Here is a 16,351-nt window from a genome sequence, read left to right on the forward strand (position 1 = left end):
CGCTACTCGCGCCCGCCGTCGCTCGACCGGGAATCGCCGGGGCGCAGTTGGAACACGCCGCGGTTCGGGGGTGGGGAGGGGAGGGCGGTCTGGTCGGTGACGACCGGGGCGCCCGCGATCCAGTCGCGCAGCTCACGGCCGTGGACGAGCGTCGACGGATGCGGCCCGCGGGCGAGCAGCCGCGGCATCCATTCCAGAGGAAGAGGGCTGCGCGACGCGACGAGCACGAAGTTGCCGAACCGCCGCCCGCGCAGCACCTGCGGTTCGGCCAGCACCGCGACGTCGTCGAAGACCAGCTCGAGTGTCGCCCCCTGGCCGCGGGCGAAGGCCGCCCCCGAGCCGTCGGCCACGTTCACCAGCAGCACGCCGTCGGGCGCGAGGAACGCCGCGCACTCGCGATAGAACTCGACGCTCGTGACGTGGGCCGGTATGCGCGCCCCGCCGAACACATCGACGATCAGCACGTCGACGGTGCCCTTCAGCCCCGCGGGCAGTTTGGCGAGGGTCTCGCGTGCGTCGCCGTAGCGCACCCGGATCGACGCGCCGCGGGGGAGCGGAAGCTCGCGCCGCACCAGCTCGACCAGCTGCGGCTCGAGCTCGAGCACCTGCTGGCGCGATCCCGGGCGGGTCGCCTCGATGTAGCGCGGCAGGGTCAGGGCGCCCGCCCCCAGGTGCAGGGCCGTGATCGGCTCGCCCGGCGCACCGAGCTGATCGATCACGTGGCCCATGCGGCGCACGTACTCGAAGAACAGCTCGCTCGGGTCGCCGAGGTTGACGTGCGATTGCGGGGTGCCGTCGACCACCAGTTCGTAGGCGCCGGGCACCCAGCGATCGGCGCGGATCTCGGCATGGAATCCGCTCGCGAGAGTCGCCGACGGGTCGTGGTCCACGGTTCGATCATCGCAGTTCCTCCTGGGCGACCGCGGCGGCATCCGGATCTCCACCCGGGCTCCCGCCCGGCTCCACCCCACGGTGGTGGTCGCGTCGGCGCCCGCCGGACAGGCTCGAGGCATGAACGCAAGCACTCTCGTCAACATCCTGATCGGACTGGCGATTCTGGTCTGGATCGGCTACCGGCAACTGAACTGGACGGCCGTGGCGCCGGACCGCATGCTGCGCCTGCCGGCGATCCTCGCCATCATCGGGGTCGGGCTGCTGGTGCAGAACGCCTCGGGCATCCAGGTGAGCGGAACGGATCTGGCCGTCCTCGGGGTCGAGGCCGTCATCTCGGGGGCGATCGGGGCCGTCATGGGCCTGCTCGCGCACTTCCGGCCGATGTCCCCGGCGGCGGTGACCGCCTACCTGGCCCGCGACTCCGGCCGCCGCCGTCCCGGCATCCCCCCGACGCTCGAGACCCGCAACGGCTGGTTCGGTATGGCGCTGTGGCTCGTGCTCATCGCCGTCCGCATCGGCGGCGAGGTCTGGGCGCACGAGACGCATTCGCAGCTGCTGATGTCGACCGGTGTGATCCTGCTGACCGTCGCCCTCAACCGGCTGGTCCGGATCGCGGTCATCCTGAATCGCGCCACGCACGTCGCGCCCGTGGCGTCGACGGTCGCGACCGGGACCGGTGCCGCAGCATGATGGACCGGTGACCGATCGCGAGCCGACCCTCCCGGCCGAGCCGGGGCGGGGTCGGCTCAGTCGGCTGCTGAACATCGCGGGCGTCGTGCTCGTCGGCTCGCTGCTGGTGCGCCAGGGGCTGCTCGCTCTTCCGCTCTGGATCGTGATCGTCACCGGAGTGGCCCTGTTCGGTTGGCTGCTGCGCGAACTGCTGCCGTTCCGTCCGTGGTGGAGCGCGATCCCGCTCCTGGTCGCCGTCGCGGCCGCGGCCACGATCGCCGTGCCGACCAATGTGCTCGGGGTGGTGCCGGGCGTCGTCTGCCTCGCGGGGCTCATCGCGTCCGAGTCGCGGCCGCTCTGGCTCGGGATCGCCGCCGCGGCCGCCGCCTTCCTCCTGTTCCTGGCCGTCGCCGCGGTTCTCGATGCCGGGCCCGGAGTGCTGATCGGCGTGTCCGCGAGTCTCGTGGTCGCGGTGCTCGCGGGGATCAGCCGACGCCAGTTCCGGGTCGCGGCGGCGCGGGATCGCGAGCTCCTCGCCGAGCGAGCCCGCCTGGGGGAGGAACGCGCCCACACCGCCGCACTCGCCGAGCGCTCGCGGATCGCCCGCGACATCCACGATGTGCTCGCGCACAGCCTGGGCGGTCTGGTGATCCAGCTGGACGCGATCGACGCACTGCTCGAGTCGGGTCGGGCGGCCGACGCGCACCGACGGGTGGTGGCGGCGCGGGCGCTCGCGGCGTCCGGTCTCGAGGAGGCGCGGCGGGCGGTCGACGCGCTCCGGGATCCCGAGGCCTCCGCCGATCTGGCCGGGTCGATCGCCGCCCTCGTCGCCACGCATCGTTCGCTCGGAGGCGTTGCCGAGCTGCGCGAGAGCGGCGAGCCGGGCCCCCTCGACGACGCCGCGGCGGGGGCGCTGCGGCGGGCGGCGCAGGAGCTGCTGAGCAACGCCCGGCGTCACTCGCCCGGTCAGCCGACGACCCTCGCGCTCGCCTGGGGGCCGGATGCCGCGAGCCTCACCGCGTCGACGCCTCTCCTGCGGAGCACGCCCGCGTCGGGGTCGGGGTCGGGAGCGTTGCCGGGCGGCGGCGGTCACGGACTGCTCGGACTCCGCGAGCGGGTGCAGGCGCTGGGCGGCGTCGCGGACTGGGGCGCCGAGGGCGGGGTCTTCGTCGTGCGGGCGGAGGTGCCGCGATGACGGCCGCCGACGGCGCGGCTGCGGGGGCGGCGGGCGCGGCGGCCCGCATCCGGGTGCTCGTCGCCGACGATCAGGCGATCGTGCGCGACGGACTGGTGACCCTGCTCGGACTGCTCGACGACCTCGAGATCGTGGGGGAGGCCTCCGACGGCGAGCAGGCCGTCCGACTCGCGCTCGCGACCCGGCCGCAGGTCGTGCTCATGGATCTCAGGATGCCGACGCTCGACGGCGCGGGGGCGACCGCGCGCATCCTCGAGGCCCTGCCCGAGACGGCGGTCGTCGTGCTGACCACCTTCGCCGACGACGCCTCGATCGCGGGAGCGCTACGGGCCGGCGCGCGCGGCTACCTGACGAAGGACGCCGGTCGCGCCGAACTGGCCGCCGCGGTACGTTCAGCCGCCCGGGGGCAGTCGACCTTCGCGCGCGAAGTCGGCGACCGCCTGGTGCAGGGCTTCGCCGCCGGTGTCGCCGTCGGCCCCGGTGCGCCAGCGGGGATCCCGGATGCCGCGGTGCCGACCTCCCCGGACCCCACGGCGCTGCGCTCCCGCTTCCCCGCCCTCACCGCCCGGGAGTCCGAGGTGCTCGCGCTCATCGCCTCCGGGCGCAGCAACTCCGAGATCGCGGCGGAGCTGTTCCTCGGCGTCTCGACCGTCAAGAGCCACGTCAACGCCCTCTTCGCCAAGCTCGGCGCCCGCGACCGGGCTCACGCCGTGGCCCTCGCCCTCGGCGCCGCCCCCGCCTGACCCCGCCGTCGGCCGGCGAAATGCCACTTGGTGCGGCATCCGGTCCAGAATTGCGCACCAAGTGGCATTTCGCGGGCAGGGGGCAGGATGCCGGACGGGCTTTATAGCCCTAATCCGGAATCAAGTCAAGGAATAACTAGACACGTCATCCAGTTGCGACATATGATTGATCCTTGCGCTCCCACACTTCCCCTGTCGTCATATTGCGGACGACGGCTGCGCCCAGACAAAGTTCCCGAGTATAGCGGCGGGACCCCGTTTCTGAGGCCGTGAGGCGTCTTCTCCACTACCGACACAACGAGACCGACGGGTCTCACGGAGGTTGTTTCCTACCTTGGCCGCTGCGCGTTCCGCATCCAACAAGAATTCCGCCAAGAACGGTCGTACCGCATCGCGGTTGTCGTTCGCCAAAATCACCGACACCCTGACGGTTCCGGATCTGCTCGCTCTGCAGACCGAGAGCTTCGACTGGCTCGTCGGCAACGACGCGTGGAAGGCGCGGGTCGCCGAGGCCAAGGCCGCCGGCAACGACTCGGTGCCCGAGACCACCGGCCTCGACGAGATCTTCGAAGAGATCTCGCCGATCGAAGACCTCGGCGAGACCATGCAGCTGAGCTTCACGGCTCCCGAGCTCGAAGAGCCGAAGTACTCCATCGAGGAGTGCAAGGAGCGCGGCAAGACCTTCGCCGCCCCGCTGTACGTCAACGCCGAGTTCATGAACCACATGACGGGTGAGATCAAGACCCAGACGGTCTTCATGGGCGACTTCCCGCTCATGACCGAGAAGGGCACCTTCATCATCAACGGAACCGAGCGCGTCGTCGTGTCGCAGCTGGTCCGTTCGCCCGGTGTCTACTTCGAGCGCCAGCAGGAGAAGACCTCCGACACCGACATCTACTCGGCGCGCATCATCCCGAGCCGCGGTGCCTGGCTCGAGTTCGAGATCGACAAGCGCGACCAGGTCGGCGTGCGCATCGACCGCAAGCGCAAGCAGTCGGTCACCGTGTTCCTCAAGGCCCTCGGGCTGACGAGCGAGGAGATCCTCGAGAAGTTCGCCGGCTACGAGTCGATCGCGGGCACGCTCGAGAAGGATGCCATCCTCAGCAAGGAGGACGCGCTCAAGGACATCTACCGCAAGCTGCGTCCGGGCGAGCAGGTCGCCGCCGAGGCCGCGCGTGCGCTGCTCGACAACTTCTACTTCAACCCGAAGCGCTACGACCTCGCCAAGGTGGGTCGCTACAAGATCAACCGCAAGCTCGGTCTCGACGCCGGTCTCAAGGACTCGGTGCTCTCGATCGACGACATCATCGGCACGATCAAGTACCTGGTCGCGCTGCACGCGCGCCAGACCACGCTTCCGGGCATCCGCGACGGCAAGAAGATCGAGCTGCGTCTCGACGTCGACGACATCGACCACTTCGGCAACCGCCGCATCCGCGCCGTCGGCGAGCTCATCCAGAACCAGGTGCGCACCGGCCTGTCCCGCATGGAGCGCGTCGTCCGCGAGCGCATGACCACGCAGGACATCGAGGCGATCACCCCGCAGACCCTGATCAACGTGCGCCCCGTCGTCGCCGCGATCAAGGAGTTCTTCGGAACCTCGCAGCTGTCGCAGTTCATGGACCAGAACAACCCGCTCGCGGGCCTGACCCACAAGCGCCGCCTCAGCGCCCTCGGGCCCGGCGGTCTGTCGCGTGAGCGCGCCGGTGTCGAGGTGCGCGACGTGCACCCCAGCCACTACGGCCGTATGTGTCCGATCGAGACCCCGGAAGGCCCGAACATCGGCCTCATCGGCTCGCTCGCCTCGTTCGCGCGCATCAACTCCTTCGGCTTCATCGAGACCCCGTACCGCCGGGTCGCGAACGGCAAGGTCAGCGAGAAGATCGACTACCTGACCGCGAGCGAAGAGGACGAGTTCATCGTCGCTCAGGCCAACGCGCCCCTGACGAGCGACTCCCGCTTCGCCGAGGACCGCGTTCTGGCCCGCCGCAAGGGCGGCGAGGTCGACCTCTTCCACGCCGAGGACATCAACTACATGGATGTCTCCCCGCGCCAGATGGTCTCGGTCGCCACCTCGCTCATCCCGTTCCTCGAGCACGACGACGCGAACCGCGCCCTCATGGGTGCGAACATGCAGCGTCAGGCCGTCCCGCTGCTGCGCAGCGAGTCGCCGTTCGTCGGCACCGGTATGGAGGGCTACGCGGCCATCGACGCGGGCGACGTGATCACCGCCGACAAGGCCGGTGTGGTGCTCGAGGTAAGCGCCGACCAGGTGACAGTCCAGCTCGACGAGGGGGGAACGCAGGAGTACTTCCTGCGCAAGTTCGACCGCTCCAACCAGGGCACCTCGTACAACAACCGCGTGATCGTCGACCAGGGCGACCGCATCGAGGTCGGCCAGGTCATCGCCGATGGTCCCGCGACCGAGAACGGCGAGCTCGCGCTCGGCAAGAACCTGCTCGTGGCGTTCATGCCGTGGGAGGGTCACAACTTCGAGGACGCGATCATCCTGAGCCAGAACCTGGTGAAGGACGACGTGCTGTCGAGCATCCACATCGAGGAGTACGAGGTGGATGCCCGCGACACCAAGCTGGGCAAGGAGGAGATCACGCGTGACCTCCCCAACGTCAGCCCCGAGCTGCTCGCCGACCTCGACGAGCGCGGCATCATCCGGATCGGTGCCGAGGTGCGCCCCGGCGACATCCTCGTCGGCAAGGTCACGCCGAAGGGCGAGACCGAGCTGAGCGCCGAGGAGCGCCTGCTGCGCGCGATCTTCAACGAGAAGAGCCGCGAGGTGCGCGACACCTCGCTCAAGGTTCCCCACGGTGAAGAGGGCACCATCATCGGCGTCAAGGTGTTCGACGCCCTCGACGGCGACGACGAGCTCGGCTCGGGCGTCAACCAGCGCGTCGTGGTGTTCATCGCCCAGAAGCGCAAGATCACCGAGGGCGACAAGCTCGCCGGCCGCCACGGCAACAAGGGCGTCATCTCGAAGATCCTGCCGGTCGAGGACATGCCGTTCCTCGCCGATGGGACTCCGGTCGACATCATCCTCAACCCGCTCGGCATCCCCGGTCGCATGAACTTCGGCCAGGTGCTCGAGACCCACCTCGGATGGGTCGCCAAGCAGGGCTGGGAGGTCGAGGGCAACCCCAAGTGGGCAGGACGCCTGCCCAAGGAGGCGCACTCCGCCGCCCCCGGCACCAAGGTCGCGACCCCCGTGTTCGACGGTGCGTTGGAGGAGGAGATCGCAGGTCTGCTCGACTCGACGACCAAGAACCGCGACGGCGAGCGCCTGATCGACTCCACCGGCAAGACGCGGCTGTTCGACGGCCGAAGCGGCGAGCCGTTCCCGGAGCCGATCTCGGTCGGCTACATGTACATCCTCAAGCTGCACCACCTCGTGGACGACAAGATCCACGCCCGCAGCACCGGCCCGTACTCGATGATCACGCAGCAGCCGCTGGGTGGTAAGGCGCAGTTCGGCGGCCAGCGCTTCGGCGAGATGGAGGTCTGGGCCCTCGAGGCCTACGGTGCCGCCTACGCGCTGCAGGAGCTTCTGACGATCAAGTCGGACGACATCCTGGGTCGCGTGAAGGTGTACGAGGCCATCGTCAAGGGCGAGAACATCCAGGAGCCGGGTATTCCCGAGAGCTTCAAGGTGCTCATCAAGGAGATGCAGTCGCTGTGCCTGAACGTCGAGGTGCTCGCGGCCGATGGATCCGTCATCAGCCTGAAGGACACGGACGACGAGGTCTTCCGTGCCGCGGAGGAGCTGGGCATCAACATCTCCACCCGCTTCGAGTCGTCGTCCATCGACGACATCTGAGCCGGGCCATCCCTACAACTTCGAGAACTAGCGAAAGAAGACACTAAAAAGTGATCGACGCAACAACTTTCGACCAGCTTCGGATCGGCCTGGCCACGAGCGCGGACATCCGCGCCTGGAGCTACGGCGAGGTCAAGAAGCCCGAGACCATCAACTACCGCACCCTCAAGCCCGAGAAGGACGGCCTGTTCGGCGAGCAGATCTTCGGACCCTCGCGCGACTGGGAGTGCTCCTGCGGCAAGTACAAGCGGGTGCGCTTCAAGGGCATCGTCTGCGAGCGCTGCGGCGTGGAGGTCACCAAGAGCTCCGTCCGTCGCGAGCGCATGGGCCACATCGAGCTCGCCGCGCCCGTCACGCACATCTGGTACTTCAAGGGTGTTCCGTCGCGGCTCGGCTACCTGCTCGACATGGCGCCGAAGGACCTCGAGAAGGTCATCTACTTCGCCGCCTACATGGTCATCTCGGTCGACGAGGACGGCCGTCACGCCGACCTGCCCGGCCTCGAGAACGAGATGAACCTCGAGATCAAGCAGCTCGAGCAGCAGCGCGACGATGCGATCGCGACGCGCCTGGTGGCGCTCGAGACCGACCTCGCCGCTCTGGAGGACGAGGGCGCCAAGGCCGACCAGAAGCGCAAGGTCAAGGACTCCGCCGAGAAGGAGATGGGGCAGGTCCGCAAGTCGTTCGACGAGCAGATCGCCCAGCTCCAGCGCGTGTGGGAGGACTTCCGCACGCTCAAGGTCGGCGACCTCAAGCCCGAGGACTCGGTGTTCCACGAGCTGCAGGACCGCTACGGCCTGTACTTCGAGGCCTACATGGGTGCCGAGAGCATCCAGAAGCGTCTCGAGGCCTTCGACCTGGCCGCCGAGAGCGAGCTGCTCCACGAGCAGATCGCCACAGGCAAGGGCCAGAAGAAGATCCGTGCGATCAAGCGCCTGCGCGTCGTGAACTCCTTCCTGCAGACCGGCAACTCGCCGGCCGCGATGGTGCTCGACGTCGTGCCGGTCATCCCGCCGGAGCTGCGCCCGATGGTGCAGCTCGACGGTGGCCGCTTCGCGACCTCCGACCTGAACGACCTGTACCGCCGCGTGATCAACCGCAACAACCGTCTGCGTCGTCTGCTCGACCTCGGGGCTCCCGAGATCATCGTCAACAACGAGAAGCGGATGCTGCAGGAGGCCGTCGACGCACTGTTCGACAACGGCCGTCGCGGCCGTCCCGTCACGGGCACCGGCAACCGCGCGCTCAAGTCCCTGAGCGACATGCTCAAGGGCAAGCAGGGCCGGTTCCGCCAGAACCTGCTCGGCAAGCGCGTCGACTACTCCGGTCGTTCGGTCATCATCGTCGGCCCCCAGCTCAAGCTGCACCAGTGCGGTCTGCCCAAGCAGATGGCGCTCGAGCTGTTCAAGCCGTTCGTGATCAAGCGCCTCATCGACCTGAGCCACGCGCAGAACATCAAGAGCGCCAAGCGCATGGTCGAGCGTTCGCGTCCGCAGGTGTGGGACGTGCTCGAGGAGATCATCCGCGAGCGCCCGGTTCTGCTGAACCGCGCGCCCACGCTGCACCGCCTCGGCATCCAGGCCTTCGAGCCTCAGCTCGTGGAGGGCAAGGCCATCCAGCTGCACCCGCTCGTCTGCGCCGCGTTCAACGCGGACTTCGACGGCGACCAGATGGCCGTGCACCTGCCGCTGTCGGTCGAGGCTCAGGCCGAGGCCCGCATCCTGATGCTCGCCTCGAACAACATCCTCAAGCCGTCGGACGGCCGCCCGGTGACCCTGCCCACCCAGGACATGATCATCGGTCTGCACCACCTGACGACGATCAAGGAGGGCGCCGCCGGCGAAGGCCGTGCGTTCTCGTCGATCGCCGAGGCGATCCTCGCGAAGGATCAGGGCTCGCTCGACCTCAACGCGGTCGTGCGCATCCGCCTCGAAGGGGTCTACCTGCCGGAGGACGTCGCGCCCGAGGGCTTCGTGCAGGGCTCGACGGTTCTGCTCACCACCTCGCTCGGCCGTGCGCTGTTCAACGAGACGCTCCCCGTCGACTACCCCTATGTGGAGGCCGTCGCCGACAAGGGCAAGATGAGCTCGATCGTCAACGACCTCGCCGAGCGCTACCCCAAGGTGGAGGTCGCCGCGGCGCTCGACCGGATCAAGGACGCGGGCTTCTACTGGGCCACGCGTTCCGGTGTGACGGTCGCCCTGTCGGACGTCATCACCCCGAAGGACAAGCCCGAGATCGTGGCCCGCCACGAGAAGCGCGCCGCCAAGGTGCAGGGCGAGTTCGACAAGGGTCTGATCGACGACGCCTCGCGTCGTCGTGAGCTGATCGACATCTGGACGGAGGCCACCAACGAGGTCGCCGCCTCGATGCAGGCCGCGTTCCCGAAGGACAACAACATCTTCCGGATGGTGTCCTCCGGCGCTCGAGGCAACTGGCTGCAGGTGCGCAACATCGCCGGTATCCGTGGTCTGGTGTCGAACCCGAAGGGTGAGACCATCCCGCGTCCGATCATCTCCTCGTACCGCGAGGGCCTGTCGGTGGCGGAGTACTTCATCGCCACCCACGGCGCTCGCAAGGGTCTGGCCGACACGGCGCTCCGTACGGCCGACTCGGGCTACCTGACCCGTCGACTCGTCGACGTCTCTCAGGACGTCATCATCCGCGAGGACGACTGCGGCACCAGCAAGGGCCTCGAGCTCCGCATCGCGGTCAAGCTCGATGACGGCACCCTGGTTCGCGACGAGAACGTCGAGAACTCGGTGTACGCCCGCAGCCTCGCCGAGGACGCGGTCGACGCCAAGGGCAAGGTCGTGGCCGAGGCCGGAAGCGACGTCGGTGACGTGCTCATCGACAAGCTGATGGTCGCGGGGGTCGAGGTCGTCAAGGTCCGCTCCGTGCTCACCTGCGAGTCGGCGGTCGGCGTCTGCGCCGCCTGCTACGGACGGTCGCTCGCGACCGGCAAGCTCGTGGACATCGGCGAGGCGGTCGGCATCATCGCCGCCCAGTCGATCGGCGAGCCCGGAACGCAGCTCACGATGCGCACCTTCCACTTCGGTGGATCGGCGTCGGCCGACGACATCACGCAGGGTCTTCCGCGTGTGACCGAGTTGTTCGAGGCCCGCACCCCGAAGGGCGCGAGCCCGATCGCCGAGGCCGCCGGCCGCGTGACGATCGAGGACACCGACCGTTCGCGTCGCGTCATCCTGACGCCCGACAACGGCGACGAGCCGCACATCTACCCGGTGCTCAAGCGCGCGACCCTCCTCATCGAGGACGGGCAGCACGTCGAGCTCGGCCAGCAGTTCGTGATCGGCAACCTCGACCCGAAGGAGGTGCTGCGCGTGCAGGGCGTCCGCGCCGTGCAGCTGCACCTCGTCGACGGCGTGCAGGGCGTGTACCGCTCGCAGGGCGTGCCGATCCACGACAAGCACATCGAGGTCATCGTGCGGCAGATGCTGCGCAAGGTGACCGTCGTGGAGCACGGTGACACCGACCTGCTCCCGGGTGAGCTGGTCGACCGCTCGAAGTACAACGAGATCAACCGTGCGACGCTCACCGAGGGCAAGAAGACCGCATCGGCTCGCCAGGAGGTCATGGGAATCACCAAGGCCTCGCTCGCGACCGAGTCGTGGTTGTCGGCCGCGTCCTTCCAGGAGACGACCCGCGTGCTCACGCAGGCCGCCATGGAGGGCAAGTCCGACCCGCTGGTCGGCCTCAAGGAGAACGTCATCATCGGTCAGCTGATCCCGGCCGGAACCGGGCTCACGAAGTACCGCAACGTGACCGTCGAGGCCACGGAGGAGGCGAAGGCCGAGCGCTACCCGAACCGCATCTTCACGGATGACTCGGTGTTCAGCGAGTCGGACCTGAGCTTCGTCGACTTCGACAGCTTCAGTTCGGACGACTTCACGCCCGGTACCTACAGCTAGCAGTCCGCTCGAAGGGCCCCGTCGGTTCACCGGCGGGGCCCTTCGTCGTCCCCGGCCTCCGCCTCCGCCCGGCAGACACGCGGCACCTGCCAAATGAAGGAGATGGTGTGCTCGCGAGGGCCGACAGCGGGGAAGAGCGCGGCATCCGGGCACGATCTCCTTCATTCGGCACCACCCCGGAGGGCGAGGCGGATGCCGACGCGACCGGTCGGGGACGCCCCGGCTTTCGCTAGGCTGACAGCCACCACGCAAAGGAGCCGCAGATGAGCGAGCAGACACCCACCTCGAAACCCGACGAGGCCGACGTGACCGCCGCCGAGTCGGTTGACCCGAACGAGACCGACACGACCGCCGCCGCCTCGACCCCGACGCCCGAGCCCGCCGACGAACCGGCATCCGCCGGCGAGGCGGAGCCGGCCGCAACCCCGGTCGAACCGGTCGCTGCGGCAACCCCCGCGGCCGCGGAACCGTCCCCGCAGCAGGTGGTCTATGTCCAGGCCCCCGTTCCGCCGAAGGTGCGCGGCAACCGGGTGGTCGGCGTCCTGCTGGCCCTGCTCGGTGCCGTGATCTTCGCCGCCGTCTACGCGGCAGCAGCGGCCATCCCGATCTCCCTGCGCTACAGCGGCAGCGGGTTCAGTCCCGCCTTCTCGGCATTCCTGCAGGACGCCATCTTCTGGATCCCGATCATGATGTTCGCCCTCGGCTTCGTCGTGGTCACGGTGATCCTCAACCGCGCCGGATGGTGGGCGCACGTGATCGGCAGCGTCGTCGTCGCTCTCTTCGTCTATTTCGTGTCCATCGGACTACTGCTGCTCGTGCGCAACGTCGTCGCGATGACCCCGAGCCAGGCGGCATCCGCCTTCGGCGCGCTCGCGACGAACCCGCTCCTGATCGCGGCGGCCCTGGTCGCGCGCGAGGTGTCGATCTGGATGGGGCTCGCGATCGCCGCCCGCGGGCGACGCGTCAAGGCCCGTAACGTCGAGGCGCGCGCGGCCTTCGATCGCGAGCAGGCGGAGAAGAAGGCGCAGTATGGGGCCGCGTCATCCTGATCCGGCCGACGGGTCTCCCTCGACTCACTCGTCGACCCGGCCCCGCCGGGTGGACCTCGTGGTCGCGATGTTCGTCACGGTGCTCTGGGCGGCGGTGATCTTCGCGCTGGACGGGCTGATCTCGGTCATGCTGAACCGCGATCCGATCGGGGGCGACATCAGTCCGTATTACGGGATCCTGGCGCTGCTGCTCGCCGCGGTCCTGCTCTGGCTCGTGTTGATCGGCACCGCCCGCAGCGTCACCCCGTGGTTCGGCACGCTCGGCGCGGTCGCCGGCGTGTATCTCGTGCTCGTGGCATCCGCCCTGCCGGTCAGTCTGGTGCTCGTGGGGCAGCAGGCCCTCAGCCCCTTCGTGATCGCCGCCGCGCTGCTCGCGGGGCTCACGGTCGTGCTCACCTGGACGCTCGCCAAGCGCTGGGGCCCCTCCGCGCGCAGCTAGCGCCCCGGACCGAGCGGATCCGCGCCCCCTCGGCGCTTACCCCCCAATGCGGGACTGCCGGTGCCGCGGCCGGCCACCTAGCCTGGCACTCTCAGGGATTCGTGCATCAGCCGACGACTCCCTATCGCGCTGAGAACCGGGGGGAACTCAGCCGCGTCATGACACCGAGGGGGTGCCCATGGCCTCCCTATCCGAGATCCTGATCATTCGCGGCCTGATGCCGATCACGAGCCTGGACCAGGTCACGGGCGACCCGGCACGCGACGACGCCCACGTGCGCGAACTCGTCGAGGGCGGCGTCGTCACCGAGAGTCAGGTGGCGTCGGCGCGAGCCGCCCAGCTGGGACTTCCCTTCGTCGATCTCACCGACTACCCCGTCGACCGGGCCGCGGTCGCTCTCGTGCCCGTCGCACTGCTGCGGCGCCACGAGGTCCTGCCGATCGGCCGGGACGGCGATCGCCTGCTGCTGGCCATGGCCGACCCGCGCGACGTACTCGCGCTCGACGACATCCGCGCTGCCGTGAAGATGCAGGCGCGCCCCGTCGTGGCCGAGCGCGGCGATCTGATGGCGGCGCTCGACCGCTTCGTGCGATCCGACGGCGAACTCAGCGAGCTCACCGTCGCGATGGTCGAGGAGAACGCCCCGACCAGCAACGATCTGGTCCCGGTCGCCGAGCAGACCGAGGATGACGCACCCATCGTGCGCTTCGTGAACCTGCTGATCAGCCAGGCGATCCAGGACCACGCCTCCGACATCCACATCGAGCCGGGCGAGCATCAGCTCGATGTGCGGTACCGCATCGACGGGGTGCTGCACGAGATGCAGAGCGCGCCCAAGAGCATCCAGAACGGCGTGATCTCGCGCCTCAAGATCATGAGCGACATCGACATCGCCGAGCGTCGCAAGCCGCAGGACGGCCGCATGTCGGTCGTGCACGGCGGTAGCCGCATCGACCTGCGCGTCGCGACCCTGCCGACGGTGCACGGCGAGAAGGTCGTCATGCGAATCCTCGACAACACGGCGTCGTCGCGCAACGTCAGCGACCTGCACATGCTCGAGCACAACTTCGCCGCGTTCCAGGCCTCGTACCGCAAGCCGCACGGCATGATCCTGGTCACCGGCCCGACCGGTTCCGGCAAGTCGACGACGCTGTACACCACGCTGCACGCCGTCGCCAAGCGCGAGATCAACGTCATCACGGTCGAGGACCCGGTCGAGATGCGCATGAAGGGCATCAACCAGGTGCAGGTCAACCCCAAGGCGGGGCTGACCTTCGCGAGCGCGCTGCGATCCATTCTGCGATCGGACCCGGATGTCGTGCTGATCGGCGAGATCCGCGACCAGGAGACGGCGCAGATCGCCATCGAGGCCTCGCTCACGGGCCACCTCGTGCTCTCGACCCTCCACACCAACAGCGCCCCGGCCGCGATCACCCGTCTGATCGAAATGGATATCGAGCCCTTCCTGGTGGGCTCGGCGCTCGAGTCGGTGGTCGCCCAGCGGCTCGCGCGACGGCTCTGCGACCGCTGCAAGGAGGGCTACCAGCACGATGCGGGCGACCTGCAGCGGCTGGCGTTCCCGATGGCTCCGGATGGCGGCTCGCCTCTGCTGTTCCGTCCGGTCGGCTGCGTGGCCTGCAGCAACACGGGCTACCGGGGGCGCATCGCACTGCACGAGGTCATGGTCGTCAACGAGGAGATCGAGCGGCTCGCCGTCGCCCGAGCCTCGAGCGCCGAGATCACCCGCGCCGCCATCGCCGGCGGCATGCTCACCCTTCGTCAGGACGGCTGGGCGAAGGTCGCCCTCGGATACACCTCGATCGAAGAAGTCCTGCGTGTCGTCGCATGACGGGCAGTCACACCGACAGAAAGCAGCTGGGGGAACGATGAGCGCCAACAAGCCGGTCTGGGAGATCCCCATCTCCTCCGACGACGAACTCGCGCGGGTCGCGGCAGCCGCCGCCGCGGGGATGCAGGCGGGCCCCGCGTTCGTGCCCGACGCCGCGACGCCCGTCGAGGCACCGGCGCCGCGGGGCCACGAGGCCTGGCCGCCCCCCGGTCAGCCGCCGGTGCCGCCGGCGCAGGCGTCCGTTCCGGCAGCGCCGTTGCCGCCCGCCCCTCCCGTGGTGGAGGTGGCCGCGGTCGCCTCGGTCGCGACACCGGTGGCGGCGCCTGCTGCTCCGATCGCGGCTCCCGCCCCGTCGGCGGCCATGCCGCCCGCGCAGCCGGCTCCTGTCGCGCAGCCCGCGCCGGTTGCCCAGCCCGCGCCGGTTGCCCAGCCCGCTCCTGTCGTCCAACCTGCGCCGCCCGCGCCCGCGCCCGCGCCCGCGCCGGCCGCGTTCCCGACCCTGCCGGCCGTTCCGCAGCCCGGGGCGACCACGATCGCGCCTCCGATCACGGAGGTCAACGACTTCGGCGCGATCGCTCCTCAGACCGACAACGCCGATCCCGACATCATCGCGGCCCTGCAGCAGGTGCTGTTCACGGGTGCATCCGACCTGCACGTCACCGCCAACGCCGCTCCGATGCTGCGCGTCGACGGCGGACTCAGCCCGGTCGCCGGCGCCACGGTGTGGAACGCCGAGCGGGTGCGCGGCGCACTGCGCTCGCTGCTGACCAACCAGCAGAGCGAGATCTTCGAGCGCGAGCTGGAGCTCGACTTCGCCTACTCGCTGTCGGCGAGCGCCCGTTTCCGCGTCAACATGTACCAGCAGCGCGGCGCGATCGGCGCGGCCTTCCGACTCATCCCGACCACGATCAAGACCCTCGACCAGCTCGGGGTGCCCGACTCGGTGGCGCGCTTCGCGACCCTGCCGCGCGGACTCGTGCTCGTCACCGGCCCAACCGGTTCGGGCAAGTCGACGACCCTGGCCGCGCTGATCGACCTCGTGAACCGCACGCGCGCCGACCACATCGTCACGGTCGAAGACCCGATCGAGTTCATGCACGGCAACAAGCGCTCGCTGGTCAACCAGCGCGAGGTCGGCCACGACACGCACAGCTTCGCGGCGGCGCTCAAGCACGTTCTGCGACAGGACCCCGACGTCATCCTGGTCGGCGAGATGCGAGACCTCGAGACGATCTCGGTCGCGCTGACCGCAGCCGAGACAGGCCACCTGGTGTTCGCCACGCTGCACACGCAGAGCGCGGCATCCACCGTCGACCGTGTCATCGACGTCTACCCGCCGCACCAGCAGGACCAGGTGCGCACCCAGCTCAGCGCCACGCTGCAGGGCGTCGTCAGCCAGACCCTGGTCAAGAAGGCGCAGGGCAACGGACGCGTGGTCGCCACCGAGGTGCTGGTCACGACCCCGGCCATCGCCAACCTCATCCGCGAGGGCAAGGGATACCAGATCACCTCCTCGATGCAGGCCGGTCGCGAGCTCGGGATGCACACCATGGATCAGCACCTGGCCGCCCTGGTCGACGAAGGCCAGATCACCCGGGATGCCGCCTTCGAGAAGGCACACGACCCCGAGACGCTCATGCGCCTCATCCAGCGCTCGGCCGCCGTGCCGCAGCAGGTCACGTTCAACGACGAGGGGCTGTACGCCCCGGCAGAGAGGGGACGCCACTGATGTCGATGGCCGTCAAGAGTTGG

Annotated in this window: 10 protein-coding genes; 9 read left to right on the forward strand and 1 reads right to left on the reverse strand. The window is 69.1% G+C overall.

The features are described 5' to 3' along the window. Window positions 1–2: 2 nt before the first annotated feature. Window positions 3–932 (reverse strand): spermidine synthase, encoded by a 930-nt coding sequence (locus ACFPJ4_RS10930; protein ID WP_386740627.1) that lies wholly within the window; start codon window positions 930–932, stop codon window positions 3–5. Between the two features lie 79 nt (window positions 933–1,011). Here ACFPJ4_RS10930 and ACFPJ4_RS10935 point away from each other — a divergent pair, with 79 nt between their 5' ends. The 9 genes from ACFPJ4_RS10935 (at window position 1,012) to ACFPJ4_RS10975 (ending at window position 16,328) form a co-directional block, all read left to right on the forward strand. Next, entirely contained in the window at window positions 1,012–1,584 is a 573-nt protein-coding gene (locus tag ACFPJ4_RS10935; protein WP_386740450.1) for a hypothetical protein, read from the forward strand. Between the two features lie 7 nt (window positions 1,585–1,591). Beyond that, a complete protein-coding gene (locus ACFPJ4_RS10940; RefSeq protein WP_386740451.1) occupies window positions 1,592–2,758 on the forward strand; it encodes a sensor histidine kinase in 1,167 nt (388 codons plus the stop codon). Continuing rightward, window positions 2,755–3,501 (forward strand): response regulator transcription factor, encoded by a 747-nt coding sequence (locus ACFPJ4_RS10945; RefSeq protein WP_386740452.1) that lies wholly within the window; start codon window positions 2,755–2,757, stop codon window positions 3,499–3,501. Before ACFPJ4_RS10940 ends, ACFPJ4_RS10945 begins: the two co-directional genes overlap by 4 nt. Before the next feature lie 334 nt (window positions 3,502–3,835). Beyond that, entirely contained in the window at window positions 3,836–7,330 is a 3,495-nt protein-coding gene (gene rpoB / locus ACFPJ4_RS10950) for a DNA-directed RNA polymerase subunit beta (RefSeq protein ID WP_386740453.1), read from the forward strand. A gap of 50 nt (window positions 7,331–7,380) precedes the next feature. Next, window positions 7,381–11,262 carry a DNA-directed RNA polymerase subunit beta' gene (locus ACFPJ4_RS10955; protein WP_386740454.1) on the forward strand — a complete coding sequence of 1,294 codons (3,882 nt, stop codon included), beginning with the start codon at window positions 7,381–7,383 and terminating at the stop codon, window positions 11,260–11,262. A gap of 263 nt (window positions 11,263–11,525) precedes the next feature. Further along, a complete protein-coding gene (locus ACFPJ4_RS10960; RefSeq protein WP_386740455.1) occupies window positions 11,526–12,311 on the forward strand; it encodes a hypothetical protein in 786 nt (261 codons plus the stop codon). A 49-nt stretch (window positions 12,312–12,360) separates the two neighbouring features. Further along, window positions 12,361–12,750 (forward strand): hypothetical protein, encoded by a 390-nt coding sequence (locus tag ACFPJ4_RS10965; RefSeq protein WP_386740456.1) that lies wholly within the window; start codon window positions 12,361–12,363, stop codon window positions 12,748–12,750. 178 nt (window positions 12,751–12,928) lie between these two features. Next, window positions 12,929–14,599 (forward strand): GspE/PulE family protein, encoded by a 1,671-nt coding sequence (locus ACFPJ4_RS10970; RefSeq protein WP_386740457.1) that lies wholly within the window; start codon window positions 12,929–12,931, stop codon window positions 14,597–14,599. Between the two features lie 37 nt (window positions 14,600–14,636). Then, window positions 14,637–16,328, forward strand: coding sequence for a type IV pilus twitching motility protein PilT (locus tag ACFPJ4_RS10975; RefSeq protein ID WP_386740458.1), 1,692 nt, complete (start codon window positions 14,637–14,639; stop codon window positions 16,326–16,328). Window positions 16,329–16,351: the final 23 nt, after the last annotated feature.

This window comes from Lysinimonas soli (genome assembly GCF_042655435.1).
GTDB classification, from domain to species: Bacteria; Actinomycetota; Actinomycetes; order Actinomycetales; family Microbacteriaceae; genus Lysinimonas; species Lysinimonas soli.

Coding starts and splice junctions, on each gene's coding strand:
- ACFPJ4_RS10970 (WP_386740457.1), top strand. CDS start 12,929: ATGGCCTCCCTATCCGAGATCCTGATCATTCGCGGCCTGATGCCGATC.
- ACFPJ4_RS10930 (WP_386740627.1), bottom strand. CDS start 932: ATGCCGCCGCGGTCGCCCAGGAGGAACTGCGATGATCGAACCGTGGAC.
- ACFPJ4_RS10975 (WP_386740458.1), top strand. CDS start 14,637: ATGAGCGCCAACAAGCCGGTCTGGGAGATCCCCATCTCCTCCGACGAC.
- ACFPJ4_RS10935 (WP_386740450.1), top strand. CDS start 1,012: ATGAACGCAAGCACTCTCGTCAACATCCTGATCGGACTGGCGATTCTG.
- ACFPJ4_RS10960 (WP_386740455.1), top strand. CDS start 11,526: ATGAGCGAGCAGACACCCACCTCGAAACCCGACGAGGCCGACGTGACC.
- ACFPJ4_RS10945 (WP_386740452.1), top strand. CDS start 2,755: ATGACGGCCGCCGACGGCGCGGCTGCGGGGGCGGCGGGCGCGGCGGCC.